Annotated in this window: 19 protein-coding genes; 9 read left to right on the forward strand and 10 right to left on the reverse strand. The window is 32.5% G+C overall.

Going from position 1 to position 21,190, the window contains the following annotated elements:
• Positions 1-241: 241 nt before the first annotated feature.
• Positions 242-922, reverse strand: coding sequence for a DUF4294 domain-containing protein (locus tag ACWA1B_RS19975; protein ID WP_426485005.1), 681 nt, complete (start codon positions 920-922; stop codon positions 242-244).
• An 81-nt stretch (positions 923-1,003) separates the two neighbouring features.
• Here ACWA1B_RS19975 and ACWA1B_RS19980 point away from each other — a divergent pair, with 81 nt between their 5' ends.
• The 7 genes from ACWA1B_RS19980 (at position 1,004) to ACWA1B_RS20010 (ending at position 10,437) form a co-directional block, all read left to right on the forward strand.
• A complete protein-coding gene (locus tag ACWA1B_RS19980) occupies positions 1,004-2,092 on the forward strand; it encodes a M42 family metallopeptidase (protein ID WP_456909991.1) in 1,089 nt (362 codons plus the stop codon).
• Between the two features lie 63 nt (positions 2,093-2,155).
• Positions 2,156-2,836, forward strand: a complete 681-nt coding sequence (locus tag ACWA1B_RS19985) for a response regulator transcription factor (RefSeq protein WP_456909993.1) — start codon at positions 2,156-2,158, stop codon at positions 2,834-2,836.
• Positions 2,833-4,191, forward strand: a complete 1,359-nt coding sequence (locus ACWA1B_RS19990) for a HAMP domain-containing sensor histidine kinase (RefSeq protein WP_456909995.1) — start codon at positions 2,833-2,835, stop codon at positions 4,189-4,191. The genes ACWA1B_RS19985 and ACWA1B_RS19990 overlap by 4 nt, the downstream gene beginning before the upstream one ends.
• A gap of 87 nt (positions 4,192-4,278) precedes the next feature.
• Entirely contained in the window at positions 4,279-5,526 is a 1,248-nt protein-coding gene (locus ACWA1B_RS19995) for a TolC family protein (RefSeq protein ID WP_456909997.1), read from the forward strand.
• Between the two features lie 12 nt (positions 5,527-5,538).
• Positions 5,539-6,624: an efflux RND transporter periplasmic adaptor subunit gene (locus ACWA1B_RS20000; protein ID WP_456909999.1), complete on the forward strand. Its 1,086-nt coding sequence runs from the start codon at positions 5,539-5,541 to the stop codon at positions 6,622-6,624.
• Positions 6,625-6,628: 4 nt separating this feature from the next.
• Entirely contained in the window at positions 6,629-9,727 is a 3,099-nt protein-coding gene (locus ACWA1B_RS20005; protein WP_456910001.1) for an efflux RND transporter permease subunit, read from the forward strand.
• Between the two features lie 107 nt (positions 9,728-9,834).
• Positions 9,835-10,437 carry a DUF2238 domain-containing protein gene (locus tag ACWA1B_RS20010; protein ID WP_456910003.1) on the forward strand — a complete coding sequence of 201 codons (603 nt, stop codon included), beginning with the start codon at positions 9,835-9,837 and terminating at the stop codon, positions 10,435-10,437.
• A 91-nt stretch (positions 10,438-10,528) separates the two neighbouring features.
• Here ACWA1B_RS20010 and ACWA1B_RS20015 read toward each other — a convergent pair whose 3' ends face one another.
• A complete protein-coding gene (locus tag ACWA1B_RS20015; RefSeq protein WP_035652445.1) occupies positions 10,529-10,912 on the reverse strand; it encodes an ankyrin repeat domain-containing protein in 384 nt (127 codons plus the stop codon).
• 386 nt (positions 10,913-11,298) lie between these two features.
• Here ACWA1B_RS20015 and ACWA1B_RS20020 point away from each other — a divergent pair, with 386 nt between their 5' ends.
• The gene (locus ACWA1B_RS20020; RefSeq protein WP_456910005.1) at positions 11,299-11,835 is read left to right on the forward strand and encodes an SRPBCC family protein; all 537 of its coding nucleotides are present in this window, start codon (positions 11,299-11,301) and stop codon (positions 11,833-11,835) included.
• Between the two features lie 77 nt (positions 11,836-11,912).
• Here the strand turns inward: ACWA1B_RS20020 and ACWA1B_RS20025 are convergent, their stop codons facing one another.
• The 8 genes from ACWA1B_RS20025 to ACWA1B_RS20060 all read right to left on the reverse strand — a co-directional run bounded on the left by ACWA1B_RS20025 (position 11,913) and on the right by ACWA1B_RS20060 (position 20,156).
• Entirely contained in the window at positions 11,913-12,290 is a 378-nt protein-coding gene (locus ACWA1B_RS20025) for an ankyrin repeat domain-containing protein (RefSeq protein ID WP_456910007.1), read from the reverse strand.
• A gap of 133 nt (positions 12,291-12,423) precedes the next feature.
• A complete protein-coding gene (locus ACWA1B_RS20030; protein WP_456910009.1) occupies positions 12,424-13,557 on the reverse strand; it encodes a glycoside hydrolase family 26 protein in 1,134 nt (377 codons plus the stop codon).
• A gap of 32 nt (positions 13,558-13,589) precedes the next feature.
• Positions 13,590-14,543, reverse strand: coding sequence for a phosphoribosylaminoimidazolesuccinocarboxamide synthase (locus ACWA1B_RS20035; protein WP_456910011.1), 954 nt, complete (start codon positions 14,541-14,543; stop codon positions 13,590-13,592).
• 130 nt (positions 14,544-14,673) lie between these two features.
• The gene (locus tag ACWA1B_RS20040) at positions 14,674-17,022 is read right to left on the reverse strand and encodes a S9 family peptidase (RefSeq protein ID WP_456910013.1); all 2,349 of its coding nucleotides are present in this window, start codon (positions 17,020-17,022) and stop codon (positions 14,674-14,676) included.
• Positions 17,023-17,264: 242 nt separating this feature from the next.
• On the reverse strand, positions 17,265-18,095 hold the full coding sequence (locus tag ACWA1B_RS20045; protein WP_456910015.1) for a Cof-type HAD-IIB family hydrolase: 831 nt from the start codon (positions 18,093-18,095) through the stop codon (positions 17,265-17,267).
• Between the two features lie 125 nt (positions 18,096-18,220).
• Complete coding sequence (locus ACWA1B_RS20050; protein ID WP_456910017.1) at positions 18,221-18,583, reverse strand: DUF1801 domain-containing protein; 363 nt, start codon at positions 18,581-18,583, stop codon at positions 18,221-18,223.
• Positions 18,580-19,071, reverse strand: coding sequence for a hypothetical protein (locus ACWA1B_RS20055; RefSeq protein WP_456910019.1), 492 nt, complete (start codon positions 19,069-19,071; stop codon positions 18,580-18,582). The genes ACWA1B_RS20050 and ACWA1B_RS20055 overlap by 4 nt, the downstream gene beginning before the upstream one ends.
• A 134-nt stretch (positions 19,072-19,205) precedes the next feature.
• Positions 19,206-20,156: a PhoH family protein gene (locus tag ACWA1B_RS20060; protein ID WP_035652417.1), complete on the reverse strand. Its 951-nt coding sequence runs from the start codon at positions 20,154-20,156 to the stop codon at positions 19,206-19,208.
• 183 nt (positions 20,157-20,339) lie between these two features.
• Here ACWA1B_RS20060 and ACWA1B_RS20065 point away from each other — a divergent pair, with 183 nt between their 5' ends.
• Positions 20,340-21,167: an SAM hydrolase/SAM-dependent halogenase family protein gene (locus tag ACWA1B_RS20065; protein WP_456910186.1), complete on the forward strand. Its 828-nt coding sequence runs from the start codon at positions 20,340-20,342 to the stop codon at positions 21,165-21,167.
• Positions 21,168-21,190: the final 23 nt, after the last annotated feature.

The raw sequence follows: 21,190 nt of genomic DNA on the forward strand, positions 1-21,190 counted from the left end.
CGATAGGAGCGGAAATCCTTTTTGTGGCGGGGTTCGCCGCAAAAAGATTGGAGCGGATAGCGGGAAACAGCTACTTAATATTACAATAACTAAATCCCAAATTCAGTTTTTTACTCTTATATATATTATAGTATGAAATAATTTCCTCCTTATATATATGTATAGAAAAAACAAAACCGTTAGATTTTAAAATCTAACGGTTTTAATTACATATATTATAATAGATGATTAGGCTACCTTTCTATTGATTCGCAGGAGCTTTTGCTTTTTCTTCCCACTTATTCATTAAATCATTATAATTAATTGGATTTGCTGCTTTTTGATTTACTAATCTTCCTGATTCAAAAGCACGCTGAAGAATTGTTTCAATTAAATAATCTTCATTGACTTCATAAGGATTGTATTCTGCTTTTAGACTTATATCAAATAAATTAGCTGTGGTATTTGAAACAAATGCTTTGAATCCGCTTTTAAGAGTTTTTATTAAATCATATGTTGTGATTCCAGTTTGGCGGTGAACCAATTTTACTAAAATCTGACCTTGCTTTCGCGAAAGTTTTTTAAGTCGGTCTTCAAATTCATTGTTAAGATAGTCTTCAACGATTTTGAAATATTTCTTTTTTTCACGGTTTGAATTCAAACGCGCCATTCCTTTATTTAATGCCGTCAATCTATCTGCTGCCAATTTTGCATACGGATAGACTTTGTAAACTCTGTTTTGAAGAATCAAAAATTGCTTTTGTGCTTCAGGATCGAGCTTTTCTTTTGTAATGATTATCTCGGGCAGTTCTATAGTATCACCTAAAATAGAATCTTTCTCTGTTAAAGTATAGCCCATTTGCTGATTCTCTTTTGGCGTAACCTGAGCACGGCTTGAAAGTGAAAACAAAATAAAGAATAAAAGAATGCTGGTAAATCTCATTGAGTCATAATTTAAATGTAAAATTATATATTTATACACAACTCTAATACCAAATTTATAATTTAGCAAAAAAATATTTTTATGAGTTCAAATTCTATCTTAAAAGATACTTCAATTGCTTTCCTTGAAAGCTATCTAAATAACGCGTCACCTACTGGATATGAAAGCGAGGGACAAAAACTTTGGATGCAATATTTAAAGCCATATGTTGATACTTTTATTACTGATACTTACGGAACTGCTGTTGGCGTTATCAATCCGGACGCTCCTTTTAAAGTTGTAATTGAAGGCCATGCCGATGAAATTTCCTGGTACGTTAATTATATTACAGATGATGGATTAATATATGTAATAAGAAATGGTGGTTCTGATCATCAAATTGCTCCTTCAAAACGAGTTGACATTCATACTAAAAAAGGAATTGTAAAAGGTGTTTTTGGCTGGCCAGCTATTCATACTCGTTTACGTGATAAAGAAGAGACTCCTAAATTAAGCAATATTTTTATTGATTTAGGTTGCGAAACTAAAGAACAAGTTGAAGCGCTTGGCGTTCATGTAGGATGTGTTATTACTTATCCTGATGAATTTATGATTTTGAATGAGAATAAATTTGTTTGTCGCGCAATAGACAACAGAATGGGCGGTTTTATGATTGCGGAAGTTGCAAGACTTCTCCATGAAAACAAAAAAACACTTCCTTTTGGGTTATATATCGTTAATTCTGTTCAGGAAGAAATTGGTTTGCGTGGTGCCGAAATGATTGCACATACTATAAAACCAAATGTTGCTATTATAACTGATGTTTGCCATGACACAAACACACCAATGATTGACAAAAAAATCGAAGGTGATCTTAAAATGGGGAACGGACCTGTAATTGCTTACTCGCCTGCTGTTCAAAACAAGCTTCGTGATTTGATTGTTGATACGGCTGAAGAAAATAAAATTCCGTTTCAGCGCAACGCTACTTCAAGCGCGACAGGAACAGATACTGATGCTTTTGCTTATAGCAATGGTGGTGTGCCATCGGCATTGATTTCGTTACCTTTACGATATATGCATACTACAGTTGAAATGGTACATAAAGAGGATGTCGAAAATGTAATTCAGCTGATTTATGAAACATTATTGAAAATTGAAAACAACGAAACATTTTCTTATTTTAAATAAAAACGAGATATAAAACATAAATTAGGCTGTTTTAAAACGGCCTAATTTATAAATAGGTTATATATGAAAATTTTATTACTCGAAGACGACTTTACTTTATCGAAAGAAATCTCTGCATTTTTTTCTTCGAAAGGCTTTGAGTGCATTTCATATTATGATGGCGCGTTATTGTTGAAAAAATACGTTCCTTATGAATATGATTTAATCATTCTTGATATTAATGTTCCAGGCACAAATGGCATCGATGTTTGTAAAGGTATTCGTGAAAATGACAAAAAAACACCAATAATTATGCTGACAGCCTTCAGTGAAATTGATGACAAACTTGCTTCTTTTGACAACGGCGCCGATGACTACTTGGTGAAACCTTTCCATTTTGAAGAATTGTTTGCCCGAATTTCTTCTTTATTAAGACGAAAAGAAATTCCACAGCAAATCGAGAAAAAGATAATTATAGAAGATTTGGAAATTTTGGAAGAAGAAATGAAAGTATTCCGCTCGGGTGAAGAAATTAAACTTACTCCAAAAGAGTTCAAATTAATTATGATTTTGGCTCATGCCAAAGGAAAAGTCCTTTCAAAACAATTTATTGCCGAAAAACTCTGGGATTATCATATTGAAACCAATCAAAATACGATTGAAGTCTATATTAATTTTCTTCGAAAAAAAATCGATAAAGACCACGAAACAAAACTTATTCGAACCAAAGTCGGCTATGGCTATTATTTAAGCAATCAGGAATGACATTAAAAAACAGAATATCACTTTTGGTAAGTTTGCTGTTTACAATACTTTTTGGACTGGCTTCAACAGTGATATTTGTTTTGTATTCTAATTTTAGAAAAGAAGAATTCCGTGATCGTTTAGAAATTAAAGCGCTTTCGAACATAAAACTTCTCGTAAATGTAAAAGAAGTTGATGATCAGCTTTTGAAAATTATCGATCAAAATTCAATCAACAAATTGTATGATGAAAAGACTTTGGTTTTTGATTCTCATTTCAAACTAATTTATAGCAGTATTGATGACGCAAAAATAAATTGGTCAATTGAAGATCTAAAATATCTGAAAAAACATAAAACCTTTTTTAAACAACAAGGCGATTATGAAGTTTATGGCGTTTTTTATGATACTAAAGACAAAGATTTTTATGCTTTAATTTCGGCTACAGATGATTATGGAAAACGAAAGCTTATTTTTCTTCGCTATACTTTAGTCGTATCTTATATCTTTTTTACTTGTATTTGTTGGGTTTTGACATCCTTCATGGTAAAAAAAGCCATGAATCCGTTGCATGTATTTCATCAAAAAATAAAAAACATAAACGAGAATAATCTTGATACGCGCGTAGAATCAAAAAGCAACAAAAATGAAATTGATTTGATTGCAAACGAATTCAATTTCATGATGGATAGAATTGAGATTTCATATCAAAAACAAAAAGAATTTACTGCTCACGCATCGCACGAATTGCGAACGCCTTTATCCAGAATCACTTCGCAGATTGAAAATGTTGTTACAGATCCTGCCACCTCTGAGAAAGGAAAGTCATTTTTAAAAACCATTTTAACAGACGTAAACCAATTAACAGAATTAATTAATTCTTTATTAATTCTGTCAAAAATTGACAATAAAAACCACGAAAACACAGAAGGGCAACGCATGGACGAAATCTTATTTTCGGCCATAGAAAATTTAAATAAAAGCTTTCCTGATTTCGTAATTCTTTTTGAAATGGAAGAAAGCGATGATCTGGATTCTGTTTTAGAAGTAAAAGGAAATAAAAATCTTTTAGAAATTGCGCTGGGTAATATTCTCAAAAACGCTTGTGTGTACTCTGATGACAAGCAAGCCAAAGTAAAAATCAGCGTACAGAATAATCATCTTGTAATTTCAATTTCGAATAATGGAAAGACTTTAGGCGAAGATGAGCAAAAAAATCTTTTCCAGCCTTTTATGCGAGGTAAAAATGCAAAAGGAACTTCAGGTTTTGGGCTTGGTCTGCGTATTGTTCAGCGAATACTTTCTTTACACAACACAAGCATAACTTACAGTGTTCCAAACGATAATGTAAATTTATTTCAACTTTTCTTTCATTAATATTCTTTTTTAAGGTATTTTTAAGGTAGATTTTAAGGCTTCTTAAAGTCTGCCGATAGCATATTTGTACAACTTAAAATTGATACAATGAAAAAAGCATATGCATTTTTTCTGCTTGTTCTTTTAAATCAAGCAGTAATGGCTCAAAAAACAATCACTCTTCAAGATTGTGAAAGTCAATTTCTTAAAAATAATCTTTTTTTGCTGGCCTCTCAATATAATATTGATGCTTCGAAAGCGCTGACGATTCAGGCGAAAATTTGGGATAATCCAGCTTTAACTGCAGAATTAAATGCTTACAATCCAGATGCAAACAAATATTTTGACATTGGTAAGGAAGGTCAAAAATCCTTTGGTATTGAGCAACTGATTTATTTAGGCGGAAAAAAACGCAATGAAGTCAAATTGGCACAAACCAACGAGCAACTAGCTGAATTACAATTTAATGATCTTTTGAGGACTTTAAAACTTCAATTGCGCAAAAGCTTTTACACAGTTTACTACAACACAAAAAGTCTTGAAACGACAGACCAGCAACTTGCCCATATTGAAGATTTGATTAACTCCTACTCTATTCAGGCACAAAAAGGAAATGTTCCTTTAAAAGATGTTGTTCGTTTGCAATCGTTGTATCTCAATTTTAAAAATGAACGAATGGAAGTCGTAAATGACAATATTGAAGAACAAGGAAATTTGAGATTACTACTGAATTCAACCGAAAATATAGTTCCAGAAGTTTCAAAAGACGAATTCAGCAAATATTTGAAAACAATACCTTTCGATTTAAAATCTTTAGAAGATCTAGCCATTGCCAACAGACCTGATTATTTGGCCAAGCAAAAAGAAATTGATGCAAATGAACTGAATGTAAAATGGCAAAAATCACTTTCGATTCCAGATCTAACTTTAGGTGCAAATTATGATCAGCGAGGAGGAGCTTTTAATAAGGAAGCAAATGTTACACTTGGTATTCCGCTTCCGCTTTGGAACAAAAACAAAGGAAATATCAAATATGCTCAAACCATTTTAGAACAGTCTAAAGTTGAAAAACAAAACTTTGATCTGAAATTGCAAACAGAAATTACTTCGGCCTGGAATAAATGGGATGAATCACGTAAAAATTATTCGGTAATAAAACCAACCGTGAATGCCGACTTTGAAGCAGTTTATAACGGAATGCTGACCAACTTCCAAAAACGAAATGTGAGTTTGTTAGAATTTACAGATTTTATGGAAAGTTACAATCAGGCTACAATTCTAGTAAATGAATTAAAGAAAAAGCTGGCACTTTCTGGCGAAGAACTAAATAGTACGATCAACAAAGACTTATTTTAAAAAAATACACAGATGAAACATAAACTAATTATAGGAATTGCAATCTTGAGCTTATCTCTTGCAAGCTGCAAAAAAGAGGTAGAAAATCCACAGACTAATTCGTCTTTTGCATTAAGTGATTCAATGCTAAAAACAACTACAACCGCTGTCGCGCAAACACAACCCGTAACAAACGAATTGAATTTTTACGGAAAAATTACCGCTGACAATAACAAAATGATTGATGTCTATCCTTTAGTGGGCGGAAACGTGATCAAAGTAAATGTTGAACTTGGAGACTATGTACGTAAAGGACAAGTTTTAGCAACCATAAGAAGTACAGATATAGCTGATTTTGAAAAACAATCATTAGATGCAAAAAGCGATTTACTAGTAGCAAAAAACAATTTAAAAGTTGCCCAGGAATTATTTGACGGAAAATTAAATTCGGAAAGCGACGTGCTTCAGGCCAAATCTGAAGTGACTAAAGCACAGTCTCAATTAAGCAAAATTCAGGAAACCTATAAAATCTACAATATAAAAGCGGGTTCCATATACGAAGTGACAGCGCCAATAAGCGGCTTTATCATTCAAAAAAGTATTAATCAAGATATGCTTTTGAGAAACGACCGTTCTGAAAACATTTTTGATATTGCAGAAATAAGCGAAGTTTGGGCAATGGCTAACATCAATGAAGTGGATATCAATAAAGTAAAATTAGGAATTGATGCTGATGTAACGACTTTAAGTTATCCTGATAAAGTTTTTAAAGGAAAAGTCGATAAAATTTTCAACGTAATTGATCCTGAAACTAAAGCAATGCAAGCCCGAATTAAACTTCAAAATTCAAATTATTTATTAAAACCTGATATGAATGCCAACATAAAATTATGTTTCAAAGAAAATAATTCGATGATTGCGATTCCGAGTGATGCCATTGTTTTTGATAAAAGCAAAAACTTCGTAATGATTTTTAAAGATCGTCATAATATAGAAACTAGACAAGTTGACGTTTACAGAGTCGTTGGAAAAACAACTTACATTTCAAGTGGTTTGAAAGAAAATGAAAAAGTTATAACCAACAATCAGTTATTTATTTACCGAGCTTTAAACGAATAAAAAAATGAACAAATTCATTAGAAATATAATTGCTTTCTCACTTAAGAATAAAGCATTCACCTTTTTTTGGGTAGGATTATTGGCAGTTGCAGGATTCATTTCTTTCAAAAATATGCCTATCGACGCCTTTCCGGATGTTACGAATACTCAGATTATCATCATTACACAATGGAACGGAAAAAGTGCCGAAGAAGTAGAGCGATTTGTAACTTCTCCGATCGAGATTTCGATGAACTCGGTTCAGAAAAAGACGAGCGTTCGCAGTATCACAATGTTTGGATTATCTGTAATTAAAATCATTTTTGATGATGGTGTCGACGATACTTTTGCACGTTTACAGGTAAATAATTTATTAAAAAATGTTTCGCTTCCTGATGATGTGGAGCCGGATGTTCAACCTCCTTATGGTCCAACTGGAGAAATATTCAGATATATTGTAAAAAGCGACAGCAGAGACAGCCGCGAATTATTGACTTACCAAAACTGGGTTATTGACAAACAGCTTCGTGCAGTTCCAGGTGTAGCAGATTTGAACGTTTTTGGAGGTCAGACAAAAACATATGAAGTTGGAGTTGATCCAATTAAATTGGCTAAATACAACATTACACCCTTACAGGTTTATAATGCTGTAAATGGCGGAAACTTAAATGTTGGTGGAGATATTATTGAAAAAAATGGACAAGCATTTGTTGTTCGTGGTGTCGGGCTTTTAAAATCTATTTCGGATATTGAAAACATTATTGTTGATGATGCCGGAGGAAATCCGATTTTGGTAAAAAATGTAGCGAATGTTTATGAAAGCGCAATGCCAAGGGTTGGTCAAACCGGAATTGGAAAAAACGATGATGCAGTTGAAGGAATTGTCGTAATGCGAAAAGGTGAAAACGCGCAGGAAACACTGGCTTTAATCAAAGATAAAATAAGGGACTTAAATGATAATATCCTTCCGGAAGACATTAAAATTGAAACGTTTTATGATCGTGATAATTTAATGAATTTCACTACCGAAACAGTAATGCATAATTTATTCGAAGGAATTATTCTGGTTACCTGCGTCGTATTCTTATTCATGGCCGATTGGCGAACAACTTTTACCGTTTCAATAGTAATTCCGCTATCCTTATTATTTGCATTTTTATGTTTGAAAATGATGGGAATGAGCGCCAATTTATTGAGTTTGGGTGCAGTCGATTTCGGAATTATTATTGATGGTGCGGTAGTTATGGTCGAAGGATTGTTTGTTGTGCTTGATCATAGAGCGCATCAACTAGGAATGACAGCATACAATAAAATAGCAAAAGGAAGCTTGATTAAAAAGACCGGAACTGAAATGGGAAAAGCCATTTTCTTTTCGAAATTAATCATCATTACAGCGCTATTACCAATATTTTCATTCCAGAAAGTAGAAGGAAAAATGTTCTCTCCTCTAGCCTACACTTTAGGTTTTGCCTTAATGGGAGCACTACTTTTTACTTTGACGCTGGTACCGGTTTTATCACACATTTTATTGAATAAAAATGTAAAAGAAAAACACAATCCTTTTGTGAATTTCTGGGACAGAATTGTTGGAAAAGGTTTTGCATGGACATTTAAGCATAAAGTACAAACGCTGATTGCTTCTGTGGCTATATTAGTTACTGTTTTCTTTTCTGCAACTTTTTTAGGAACAGAATTCCTTCCTCAATTGAATGAAGGCGCCTTATGGGTAACAGCAGAATTGCCAATGAGTTCGTCACTTCCCGAAAGTGTCCAAACTGCGGCAATGATTCGAAAAGACCTGGAAAGTTTTCCTGAAGTGAAAAAAGTGTTATCGCAAACCGGACGAAGTAATGATGGAACAGATCCAAACGGATTTGGTTTTATTCAGTTGCAAGTTGATTTGAAACCAAAATCAGAATGGACGCGCAAGATTTCTATGGACGATTTAATCAATGAAATGGATCAAAAACTGAAAGTTCATCAAGGAATTACTTATAATTATTCTCAGCCAGTTATTGATAATGTAGCCGAATCGGTGGCAGGTTTTAAAGCTTCAAATGCTGTAAAAATTTATGGTGATGATCTTGATAAATTGGATGAATTGTCAAACGAAGTTTTAGATAAAATCAAAAATATCCCAGGAATAAAAGATGTCGGAATTCTTCGAAATGTTGGACAGCCAGAAATCAGTGTAATTTTAGATCGAGAAAAAATGGCTGCTTATGGCGTAACATTAAGCGATGCACAAGCGGTTTTAGAATTGGCGTTTGGAGGAAAAACAGCTACAGAAAAATATGAAGATGAAAAGAAATTTGATGTCAGAGTTCGTTTTTCAAAAGAATATCGAAAAGATGAAGAAGATTTAGCTGAATTAAAAGTTCCAACGATAAGTGGTGTTAAAATTCCGCTGAAAGAAATCTGCGATATTAAAACCATAACCGGTCCGGCTTTTATTTACAGAGACAATACAAAACGTTTTATTGGCGTAAAATTCTCTGTCCGTGATCGAGATTTAGGAAGTACAATTGCTGAAGCACAGAAAAAAGTAGCCGAATTAAAAATGCCTACTGGATATACAACTGGCTGGACAGGCGAATTTGAAAACCAAGTGCGTGCGAGCGCCCGTTTGACTCAAGTAGTGCCAATCAGTTTAATTGGAATATTTGTTTTGCTCTTTATTTTATTTGGAAATATCAAAGATTCACTACTTGTTTTAGCGAATGTTCCGTTTGCGGTTATTGGAGGAATTATTGCACTCCATGTTACAGGAATGAATTTTGGTATCTCGGCAGGTGTCGGTTTTATTGCTTTACTCGGAATCTGTATTCAAAATGGTGTAATTTTGATATCCGAATTTCATCATAATCTCAAGGCAAAATTTACACTCGAAGAATCTATTTTTATGGGAGTAAAAGCCAGAACAAGAGCGGTAGTTATGACTGCACTAATGGCTTCAATAGGTTTAATGCCCGCTGCAATTTCAACAGGAATTGGTTCTGAATCACAAAAACCTCTTGCCATAGTAATTATCGGTGGTTTAGTTACTGCAACTATTCTGACGCTATTAGTTTTCCCAATTATTTTCTGGGTTTTCAATCGCAAAAAGAATGTTCCAATTGAATAAAAAATAAAAAAACTTAATCAAACAAAAGCATCATTAATTTTAATGGTGCTTTTTTTATTTCCTTCAAATTAGTTTAATATCTTGCATTACAACTATAAAACTGATTTATGAAATACATCTATTTTCTGATAACCATTTTTTCAATTTCTTTATTGGCTTCGGTAATAAATCCAAAAGAAGGATTTACTTGTTTTCTTGAAATCATTCCGGCTATAATAGGATTTCTGATTTTAGCTTTCACTTTCAAAAAATTCCGATTCACCAATTTTACTTATACTTTGATTTTAATTCATTGTATTATTTTATTTATTGGAGGTCATTATACATATGCCGAAGTTCCACTTTTTGATTACATAAAAGAGATATTTCATCAAAGCCGAAATAATTATGATAAAGTCGGACATTTTGCGCAAGGTTTTGTTCCAGCAATGATTATTAGGGAATTATTTATACGCAAAGAAGTCATCAACAATAAGAGTTTTTTCAACTTTATTATTGTCAGTATCTGTCTGGCTATAAGTGCCACATATGAATTTATAGAATGGTTTGTTTCTCTGGCAACCGGAGACGGCGGAGATGCATTTTTAGGAACTCAGGGTTATGTTTGGGATACACAATCTGATATGTTGTTTGCCACAATTGGTGCAATTACAGCCTTAATTCTTTTCTCTAGATTTCAGGACAAGAAAATCCAAGAAATTAATTTTTAAAATTTCTTGATAGTATAAAAATAAAAAACGGCCCTCTGCTCAAGGAAGGCCGTTAAGTATACTAACTCTAACTCAAACTAGATTTAAACTGTTATTTTAAATCTTTTAAAATTGCAATTGCTTCAGTTGCATTTGATAATTGTGCATATTTTAATGCTGTAAAACCTTGTTCGTTTTTGTCTTCTGGACGTGCACCATTTTCTAATAAAACTTTAAGGATCTCAACTTTATTATAACGTGCTGCGATCATCAAAGGTGTCATATCCTCAGATTGTTCGTTTACATTTGCTCCATAAGCAATAAATTTTTTCACTACTTCTAAATCTCCTTTGCTTACTGCTACATGCAATGGCGCTGAGAAGTTTCTAGAAACTTCAATTTTTGGATTTCCAACTAGTGATGTGTGATTTGCTGCCATTGAAACATTGGCAAAAGCTACTAAAGCTACTCCTAAAATAATTACTGACTTTTTCATGTTGATTGATTGTTAAATTGATTGTTAAATTGATTGATTATTGATGATTTTTAATTTCGATGTAAAGGTAATATATTTTTATGTATTATGCATAACAAAGTACCTTGTTTTAACTAATTCTTAACATTCAATTAATATAAGCGCTATATATCAAACTGAACGTTAATAATTTGCTTTCTTAATAGACGCACAAAAAGTCAATATGTTACAGTTTAAATTAAAAAAATATAAAAAATCTTATAAATATTTTTTTCAAGTCAATGAAACCCTTGATTCCACATTTTTTTTAGTATACTCAAAATCAATACATAAGAATTCATATTCAAAGATTTTAGGTATATTTAGTAGACCAAAAAACATATAACAAACTTAAAACGGAAAAAACCATGAAAATCATCAAAAAAATTCTGATTGTGCTTATTTTAATTCTTGCTGTTATACTTATTGCAGCTTTTTTTATGCCTAAAAATTACGCTGTAGAAAGAGAAATAACCATTAATAAACCGGTTGATTCGGTTTTTAATTATGTGAGATCCTTAAAAAATCAAAATGAATTTAGTGTTTGGGCAAATATGGACCCAAAAATGAAATCCACTTTTTCTGGCACAGATGGACAAGTTGGATCAATTTCGGCTTGGAAAAGTGAAGTCGAAAATGTTGGATCTGGAGAACAAGAAATTACAAAAATTACCGAAGGAAAACGTATTGACTTTGCGCTACGCTTTAAAGAGCCTATGAATGATACCGCAGAAGGTTTTATGTCAACGGAAACTGTTTCTGGAAATCAGACAAAAGTAAAATGGGGAATTAATGGAGTCATTCCATATCCTATGAACATTATGCTACCCTTCATGAAAATGGATGAAATGATTGGGAATGATTTACAAAAAGGATTGGAAAATCTAAAAAAGAAATTAGAATAATATTTACTAAGCTGTAAATCAAAAGTGCAATTCAAAATAAATCTGAATTGCACTTTATTTATAGCTTAGTGATTATATTATTTCAAGTTTTTCAGAATAGCAATTGACTCAGTTGCTTTTGCATATTCTGCATAATTTAAAGCCGTAAAACCTTTTTCGTTTTTATCAAAAGGCGTTGCTCCATTTTTAAGCAGCATTTTTATGATTTCAAATTCATTAAATCGTGCCGCAATCATTAATGGTGTCATATCATTAACCATTTTATTAATATCTGCACCGTATTGAATAAACCTTTTAACACTTTCAATATCACCTTTGCTTATTGCAAGATGCAGCGGTGATTTTGTATTATTAGAAAACTCGATTTCATTTTTAATACTAACATTTAAATTTGATGCATTTAATACATTTCCGAATACTAAAATTGCTCCTAAAATAATTACTGTTTTTTTCATGATTATTGTTTATTAATTGATTGATGATGATTTTCTATTTAGACGACTAAACAATCAATTAGGTTGCATCATTTAAAAAAAAATGCAATCCTGTTTTGGCAGAATTGCGCTATGTAAAATTTTTGGTAGAGAACTAAATTTTAAATTGACTAGTGTAAATATTTTTTAAATCCTTTTCAAATAAAGTATAAGGATCTTCATAAAATTGAATAAAGTCCAGCGCGCTGATTTGTCCTGGAAATGGAGCATAATAATGGGTTGGATTTGTGCTGTCATTTCTCCATACTAAAACATAAGCCAATTCTATATTTTGAGATTTCAGCGCTTTTAGCAATATATCTGTCCACCATTTTTCATTTGGAATTGATTCTAAGCCTGTTTCTGTAAAGGCTGCCAGTTTTTCTTTTTTAATTGCCAAATCTGAAATTATTTTAAGCTTCTTTACTCCTGCTTCAAGATTATATTTTCCGTCACGGCCAAAATCAGCATAATCATCCATTCCAAACATATCTACAAAATTATCACCTGGATAACGTTCCAAATATTCTGTTTCCGAATTAAATCTGACATCAGGAGAAAAAGCATAAATAAAATTGTGGACGCCTAAAATATCTCTCAAATAAGAAACCGTAAATTGCCAAACTGCAATAAAATCTTCGCGGGAAGTATATTTTTTTCCCCACCAAAACCAATCGCCGTCAAATTCATGATAAGGCCTGAAAATCATTGGTGCCATAGTGCCATCTTTAGCTCTGACTGAATGCGCAAAATCAGCAATTGTTTTTAAAATTTCTTTATATTTTTTATGATGTGAACCACCTGGCTTGATCAAAGCCATTGCAGGCGAAGAAACAGAATCTTTCCAATAAAACCCATTTTCAGAAACCGGATTATTAAAATGCCAGGAAACAGTAGTAATGCCACCACGTTCATAAGTATCAATTACATTTTTTCTGAGCGTTTCTTTCGTTTTTTTAATTACATCTTTTGAGCGCCCAGAGAAATCGCTCAAATCAATTCCGACCACAGCTGGATGTGATCCCGTAACCGATTTCACATCAGAACGATTGGGTTCATTTTTCCAACCGCGTCCATATTCCAGTGCATGTTGATGTCCAAAAAGAATATGATTTTTAGAAATTAATTTTAAATTCTGATATAATATTTTGGTTTCATTTGTGGCTTTTTTATCAATTTGCGCAAAAAGAAAATGCCCAACTGTCATAAATAGAAACAGTAGGGCATTTTTTATTATTGTTGATTTCATGGTTTAAATAATTAGTTTAAACCCGAAAATTACTATTTAGATTTTAAGTAATCTAATACATTTTTTTCAATACGTTGGTCAATATTGTCAATATCAGCTTTTACGAATTTTTCTCCTAGGATATTCTCGTACAATTCAATATATCTTTCAGAAACAGACTCGATGTATTCATCAGACATATCCGGAATTTGCTGTCCTTCCTGACCTTGAAAACCATTTTCAATCAACCAACGACGAACGAATTCTTTTGACAATTGTTTTTGCTCCTCGCCTTTTGCTTGTCTTTCTGCATATCCATCAGCGTAAAAATAACGTGAAGAATCCGGTGTATGAATTTCATCAATTAGAACGATAACACCGTCTTTCGTTTTTCCAAATTCATATTTTGTATCCACTAAAATTAATCCACGAGACGCAGCAATTTCAGTTCCTCTTTGAAACAAAGCACGAGTATATTTTTCTAAAATCAAATAATCTTCTTCAGAAACAATTCCTTTTGAAAGAATATCTTCACGAGAAATATCTTCATCATGAGAACCATTATCTGCTTTTGTAGTTGGCGTAATAATTGGTTCAGGAAATTTGTCGTTTTCTTTTAATCCTTCAGCCATTGTTACACCGCAAATTTGTCTTCTTCCTGCTGCGTATTCACGAGCCGCGTGACCTGAAACATAACCGCGAATAACCATTTCAACTTTAAAAGGTTCGCATAAATGTCCAACTGCAACGTTTGGATCTGGAGTAGCGATTAACCAATTTGGAACAATATCCTGAGTCAACTCCATAAATTTTGTTGCAATCTGATTCAAAATTTGCCCTTTGTATGGAATTCCTTTTGGCAAAACTACATCAAAAGCCGAAAGTCTGTCAGTAGCTACCATTACTAAAAGCTCGTCGTTAATATTGTAAACTTCTCTAACTTTTCCGCGGTAAACTGATTTTTGATTCGGAAAATTAAAATTTGTAGTTGTGATTGTATTGCTCATTATTTGTTGTGTTGTTTTTTATGAATGCAAATTTAAAACTAATTAAAAGAAAAAAAGAATCTATTCAGATTCTTTTTTTTAGTCTCAGTATGCAGTCACAGTTTCTAGTCTTGAAAACTGCGACTGAAAACTATTTCTTAAGAAGTGTCGAATTAAATAAATTCAAGATTCGGCTGTATTCATCAATCCATGAATACGTTTCCTTAAATCCGTGAGATTCAACTGGGAAAGAAGCCAAACTCCAATTCTTTTTCTCTAATTCAATAAAACGCTGTGACAAACGTACAATATCTTTATATTCAACATTATCATCAACCATTCCGTGCAGCATCACTAAATTTCCTTTTAAATTATCTGCAAAATAAATTGGAGAACTTTTTTTGTATGCTTGTGGATCTGTTTCAGGAAAATTCAAAATATTTCCTGTGTAACCGTGGTTATAGTGTGCCCAGTCTGTAACCGAACGCAACGCAGCGCCCGAAGTAAACTCACCCGGAGTTGTCAGCATTCCCATTAAAGTAATGAAACCTCCGTAAGAACCTCCGTAAATACCAACTCTATCAGCATCAATTCCGTATTTTTCAACTAATAATTTTTTACCATCTAAATGATCAGATAAATCTTTTCCGCCCATAAAACGATAAATTCCTGTTCTAAAATCACGACCGTAACCATCACTTCCTCTATAATCGATGTCTAAAACAGTGTAACCTAAATCAGTCAACATATTATGGAACATGTATTCTCTGTAATAATTACTCCAAAAATTATGTGCATTTTGAAGATAACCCGCCCCGTGAACAAAAATAACAGCTGCCTTATTTTTAGTTTCTGCAGTTGGTGTATATAATCTCGCATTTACTGAAGTTCCGTCTTGTGCTTTAAACGTAATTACGTCTGGTGTTCTCCATTGGTATTTTTTGAAATCTTCAGTAACCGAAGACGAAATTTGTTGCAAAGAAGTATTCTTTTTATTTTCAGCAACATAAAAATCCCATGGAATATTTTTATACGAATAACGAACTAAAAGCGATTTTTCGTCTGGCGAAAGCACTACTTCATGTGCGCCATCTTTCGTTAAAATTGGCTGTAAAACTCCGTCAGCCGGAACTAATTTATAAAATTCTCTATTTCCGGGATGTGTTGAATTTGTGCTTAAATAAAACACTTTTTTATCCTTAGATAAAGTCACGTCGCGAACTTCCCAATTTCCTTTTGTTAATTGAGTTTTCTTTTTTGTCTTTACATTATAAGTATATAAATGAGAATATCCTGTAGCTTCAGACTGGAAATAAATAGTTTCATTATCGGCCAAAAATTCTAAATTTCCTGATGCAAATGAATACGACGGAATTCCAGGACCGCCAATCCAGGCTTCATCATGCTGGTATTCAATCTCTTCAAAAGTTCCTTTGTCCAAATTTAAATTTACAAGCCATCTGTCTTTATTATCCTGGCTTCTGATTTCAACAATTGCTAAAGATCCGTTTTCATTATAAACAGGCGCTTGAGCAACAATCAGTTTATCTTCTTTTGGTTTGTTTTTTAGATTTTCATATTCTTGGAAATATTTTGGTGTATCTTGAATATGGCTTAAAGTCGAAAAATTCACATAATAAACAGAATCTTTTGCAACAGAATAAATTCCGAATTTCGTTTTTACAAAATTATTTGTCGAAACTTTCTCTTTCGTTTCAGGATTTTGGTTATAACCGTCAGAAGTAATAAAAACCTCCATTTTTTCTTGCTTCACTTCATTTTCTTCAACTAATCTGAAAGTGGCAAAATTTCCATTCGGATTTACTTTTAAACTTGTAAATCTGTCTTTTCCATAAAAATATTCTTTGGCAAAATCAGATTTTACCGCTTTTGACTTGGCAAGATTCCATTGTTTTTTAGCTTCTTTATCTCTAATAAACTGAAACAGCTCTTTTTGTTGTGTGTTTAAAAAAGTTTCCTTTTCTGGTTTTGTTTCTTTTTTAGTTCCTTTACTAAAATTGGTAATCTGCAAAACAGTTCCCTCTTTTGTATTGTATTTAAAAATATTATCGTTTTGAGAAAAGAACAATATTCCAGCTTCAGATCCTAATTGCAGATTCGATATTGCTGCTGATTGTTGAATCAATTTTTTACTTGTTTGTAACTTAATTGAATAAGAATACAAACTTCCTTTATCGACATAATAAACAATATCAGAACCTGGTTTGCTTTTGAAATCCATTTGAGAAAAAACAGCTTCTTTCGGCTGAACTACTTCTGGCTTTGTCATTCCTTTTTGCCAATAATAAGTACTTGTTCCTAGTTCATCCTTCGGATTCCATTCAAAATAAACCTTTTTTCCGTCTAAAGACCAGCGTCCGTTAGTGGGTTGATTTCCAATGAAAGATTCTCCTTTCATTATTTCTTCTAATTTTAATTTCTGAGAATTTCCGGTTATGGAAATCAATAGAAAGGCAAGAATAAAACTGTTTTTTATCATGGTAGTAGTATTTGAGAAAACAAAAATACACTTTGAAAACTATTAAAAAAATTGTTTTTACATGATTGAATATATCGTATTAATTTTCAGAACATTATAAAAAAAATCCTCAAACTAAACATTTGAGGATTATACATATAATTAAATTAAAATTTGCTTTTAAACTTTTGCTGGCGCATTTGGAACAAAAATAACTCATTTTCATTTTTGATTCTCCTTGCAAGAAAACCAATATTTTAATATTAACCTATTGCAAACTCTTTGTCAAGAATTTTGGAAGCAATATATCTAGCAACGCCATCTTCGGCATTCGTTTTAATAACTTCAAGTTCTGGCAAAGTCTCTTTTAATAAAGCAGGAGCATTTCCCATAATTAATCCTTTTCCTGCTGCTGCTAACATTTGCACATCATTAAAACCATCTCCAAACGAAACGGCTTCAGATAACGTATAACCTTCTTTTTCAAGAACTTTTTCAATTGAAACTGCTTTATCCACAGATTTATCCATAAATTCCAAGCAAGTTGGCAAACTAAAAGCATGATGTAAATGTTCTGAAGAATTGGCTAAAATAGCATCTTTCAATTTTACTAATTTTTCGTGATCATCACATGAAAAGAAAATTTTGATGGCGCCAAAATCTTCTAAGTTTTTATAATCAACTAATTCTGGACGGTATTTTAATTCTGTTTGAAAAGAATTCAATCTTTCGTTCCATTTATTGGTCTGCCAGACATTTTCTCTAAATAGAACCACAGTAATGGCAGGATCAATTTCAACATTCAAGGCGGCTTTAACCACATCGCTGTCTAAATTGAACGAAAATAATTCTTCTTTATTAGGTGAATGAATCCTCGCTCCGTTTGAACTCACTAAATAAACGGGAATTTCTAATGTTTCAATAATAGCAAAAGCATCAAAATGATGACGGCCTGTAGCTACAACAATAAGATAACCTTGGTTATGTAATTCCTGAAAAATGGATTTTGTATATTCTGAAATTTTATGCTGAGGGTTGAGTAAAGTTCCGTCAAGGTCACTTACTACAACTTTTATATTTTTAAGTTTTGTCATATTAATTATCAAATATTTTGATGTGCAAATTTAAGGTTTTAAGATAAGAAGACCAAAGTCAAAAAGCTTTTGCAAGCTGAAATACGGCAAGTTTATTATTTATTTAACTATTTCGTTAAATAATTTCAAATCTTAACAATTCCTGACTTATATAAATTTAATGCTTTTACTAAAACCGATTTAATTTGCTTCAAAGGCAAATCCTCATCAGCATTAAACAACATTATTTTCATTCTAGAACGTGTTTCCTGAAGCAAAAATGGTTCATCAAAATACTTTCCTTCTACTATACTTAAATAAGGTTTTTTGAACTTTTTATGAATCCATAAATAGCAAAACATTTTTCCTTTATAACAGAAAAAAGGCATTCCGTATTTTAGAACATGCGTAATATCTTTGTCTTGTTTTATGATAATATCTCGCAAAGCAAGAAATGTTCCTTTTATAGGTTCTTCTTGGTTTTGGTAGAAATCATCTAATTGTTTCATTTTCTAATTTTTTTAGTTTTGGAAAACATAATTTTCAAAGTGTCAGAGCATTTTGATTGAGGCTTTATTTTATAAAACAATGAGTCATTTTTGATGTAAAAAATTTCTTTTGTAAAAAGACAAAAACTTTTCCCTTGATCTGGTTCACAATTTGGCATTGTTAATAATGGTAAAGGCGCTTTACCTTTCCTGTCAAAGAAAGTACAATCCACAAAAGGAGTAATTACATAACATGTATCTATTTTTATACTGCTTAATTCGATAGAATCTTCTATCATCTGCCATTTACCATTCGAAAACACTGTCCAATCACAACCCGCACCCCTATAATTAAAAGTACTGTCAGCATTTATTTTAATACTTGATTTTCCTGGAACTATATACTCCGTATCGTACCAAGTCCCAAGGAATTTATTTGGCGGATTTTCTGTTTTTTTGCATGAAATCAAACACATAAATAATAAAAAACAAAATTCTTTATACTTCATTCAATAACATTTTATGATTCAAAAAAAAATATTCGTTTTGCACCTTTCAAAAAAGAAATAAGCACAAAACGAATATTAATAAATGTTAAAACACATTTTACGATTTACATTTAACATTTCACTAAAATTAAACTTTAGTCGTGATTTTCTATTTGCTTGTAAGCGTCGATTACCTTTTTCACTAATCTATGACGAACGATATCTTTATCATCCAGATAAATAATTCCGATTCCTTCAATATCTTTCAGAACCAAAATTGCTTCTTTAAGACCAGAAATAGTTCTTCGTGGCAAATCGACCTGACCAGGATCACCCGTAATCATAAACTTGGCATTTTTTCCCATACGGGTCAAAAACATTTTCATTTGTGAGTGGGTTGTATTCTGTGCTTCATCTAGAATTACAAAAGCATTATCAAGTGTGCGTCCGCGCATAAATGCTAGAGGCGCAATCTGAATAATTCCTTTCAAGATGTAATCTTCGAGTTTTTCATTTGGAAGCATATCGCGCAAAGCGTCATAAAGCGGTTGCATATAAGGATCCAGTTTTTCTTTCATATCTCCGGGTAAAAATCCAAGGTTCTCCCCTGCTTCTACTGCCGGACGCGTTAATATGATCCTTTTTACTTCTTTGTCTTTTAGTGCTTTTACAGCCATTGCAACACCTGTATAGGTTTTTCCAGTTCCAGCTGGGCCAATTGCAAATACCATGTCATTTTTTTTGATGGTATCTACCAGTAATTGCTGGTTTGGCGTCATGGCTTTGATAATTTTACCGCCAACTCCGTGAACTAGTATTTTATCGTGATCATAAGCTTTTTTTTCTTCCTGACCATCGCTCATAATTACACGTTCAATTACATTATCATCAATGTTGTTGTATCTGGTAAAATGAAGCATCAGCCTCTGAAATCTCTTTTCGAATTCATCTAAAACTTCTTTTTCGCCAAAGGCTTTCAAAGTCGTCCCTCGCGCTACTATTTTAAGCTTTGGGTAGTACTTTTTGATTATTTCAAGATGAGAATCCTGCGCGCCCCAAAAGTCTTTTGGAGCGATGTCTATAAGCTCTATAATTCTTTCGTTCAAATGAGATAAATTTAAATTAAAAATAAATTTGTTTTGTAAATCTATGGCTGTCGGGTATGTTCATATCTTTAAACGCAAATTGTCTTTTCTTTCTTTCAATTTGTATTTAGTATTATTAGATTTGCATTTCTCAAATTTAATGAAAATTAGATTTAAATACTATCAATAGTTATAAACAAAATGATGTCAATAATTACCCTTACTACTGATTACGGCTTAAAAGACCACTTTGTTGGTTCGCTGAAGGGTAAAATAATTTCTGAACTTCCAGATGCAAAAATTATTGATATTTCGCATGACATTGATCCATTTAACACTGCCGAAGCAAGTTACGTTGTTGGAGCATCTTATTTGAGTTTCCCAAAAGGAACTGTTCACTTAATTGGAGTCGACATTGAACGCAATAAAGAGAATCAGCATATTGCTATGCAGTGGAACGATCATTTCTTTATTTGTGCCGATAACGGAATTTTAAGTATGCTTACGCAAAAGATCGTTCCGCAGAAAATTGTCGAAATTAATATTCATGATCGTTTTCCGAGTGAATTCAGCGATTTGGATATTTTCATACAAGTTGCCTGCCACATTGCAAAGGGCGGCTTACTGAATGTTATTGGCAAAGAAATCCCAGCTGTTAAAGAAGTTACAGAACTTCAAGCGGTTGTTGCTGCAGATGGAAATTCTCTAAAAGGATACGTTATATATATTGACCATTTTGGAAACGTAGTGACGAATATCTCTAAAAAACAGTTTCTGGAAGTTTCCCGGGGACGTCCGTATGAAATTGTAATGAAGCCAAAAAGCATCAAAACCATTCTTCCAAATTATTCGGCTATCGCGACTTCGGAAAAATATCCGATTAAAACGTACGAAGGAGAAAAACTGGCAATTTTTAATGAAGCGGGTTTTCTTGAGATTGCGATTTTTAGAAGTAATCCTTCAAAAGTAGGTTCTGCAAATAGTTTGTTGGGATTGAATTATCGTGATGTTATTACGGTTAAGTTTTCTTAAAAACAATATGTTCTTTTAGGACA

The sequence above is a fragment of the Flavobacterium xizangense genome, assembly GCF_054075145.1.

Excerpts from the sequence above, each read along its gene's own strand:
- ACWA1B_RS19975 (WP_426485005.1), bottom strand. The coding sequence starts at position 922 with ATGAGATTTACCAGCATTCTTTTATTCTTTATTTTGTTTTCACTTTCA.
- ACWA1B_RS19980 (WP_456909991.1), top strand. The coding sequence starts at position 1,004 with ATGAGTTCAAATTCTATCTTAAAAGATACTTCAATTGCTTTCCTTGAA.
- ACWA1B_RS19985 (WP_456909993.1), top strand. The coding sequence starts at position 2,156 with ATGAAAATTTTATTACTCGAAGACGACTTTACTTTATCGAAAGAAATC.
- ACWA1B_RS19990 (WP_456909995.1), top strand. The coding sequence starts at position 2,833 with ATGACATTAAAAAACAGAATATCACTTTTGGTAAGTTTGCTGTTTACA.
- ACWA1B_RS19995 (WP_456909997.1), top strand. The coding sequence starts at position 4,279 with ATGAAAAAAGCATATGCATTTTTTCTGCTTGTTCTTTTAAATCAAGCA.
- ACWA1B_RS20000 (WP_456909999.1), top strand. The coding sequence starts at position 5,539 with ATGAAACATAAACTAATTATAGGAATTGCAATCTTGAGCTTATCTCTT.
- ACWA1B_RS20005 (WP_456910001.1), top strand. The coding sequence starts at position 6,629 with ATGAACAAATTCATTAGAAATATAATTGCTTTCTCACTTAAGAATAAA.
- ACWA1B_RS20010 (WP_456910003.1), top strand. The coding sequence starts at position 9,835 with ATGAAATACATCTATTTTCTGATAACCATTTTTTCAATTTCTTTATTG.
- ACWA1B_RS20015 (WP_035652445.1), bottom strand. The coding sequence starts at position 10,912 with ATGAAAAAGTCAGTAATTATTTTAGGAGTAGCTTTAGTAGCTTTTGCC.
- ACWA1B_RS20020 (WP_456910005.1), top strand. The coding sequence starts at position 11,299 with ATGAAAATCATCAAAAAAATTCTGATTGTGCTTATTTTAATTCTTGCT.
- ACWA1B_RS20025 (WP_456910007.1), bottom strand. The coding sequence starts at position 12,290 with ATGAAAAAAACAGTAATTATTTTAGGAGCAATTTTAGTATTCGGAAAT.
- ACWA1B_RS20030 (WP_456910009.1), bottom strand. The coding sequence starts at position 13,557 with ATGAAATCAACAATAATAAAAAATGCCCTACTGTTTCTATTTATGACA.
- ACWA1B_RS20035 (WP_456910011.1), bottom strand. The coding sequence starts at position 14,543 with ATGAGCAATACAATCACAACTACAAATTTTAATTTTCCGAATCAAAAA.
- ACWA1B_RS20040 (WP_456910013.1), bottom strand. The coding sequence starts at position 17,022 with ATGATAAAAAACAGTTTTATTCTTGCCTTTCTATTGATTTCCATAACC.
- ACWA1B_RS20045 (WP_456910015.1), bottom strand. The coding sequence starts at position 18,095 with ATGACAAAACTTAAAAATATAAAAGTTGTAGTAAGTGACCTTGACGGA.
- ACWA1B_RS20050 (WP_456910017.1), bottom strand. The coding sequence starts at position 18,583 with ATGAAACAATTAGATGATTTCTACCAAAACCAAGAAGAACCTATAAAA.
- ACWA1B_RS20055 (WP_456910019.1), bottom strand. The coding sequence starts at position 19,071 with ATGAAGTATAAAGAATTTTGTTTTTTATTATTTATGTGTTTGATTTCA.
- ACWA1B_RS20065 (WP_456910186.1), top strand. The coding sequence starts at position 20,340 with ATGTCAATAATTACCCTTACTACTGATTACGGCTTAAAAGACCACTTT.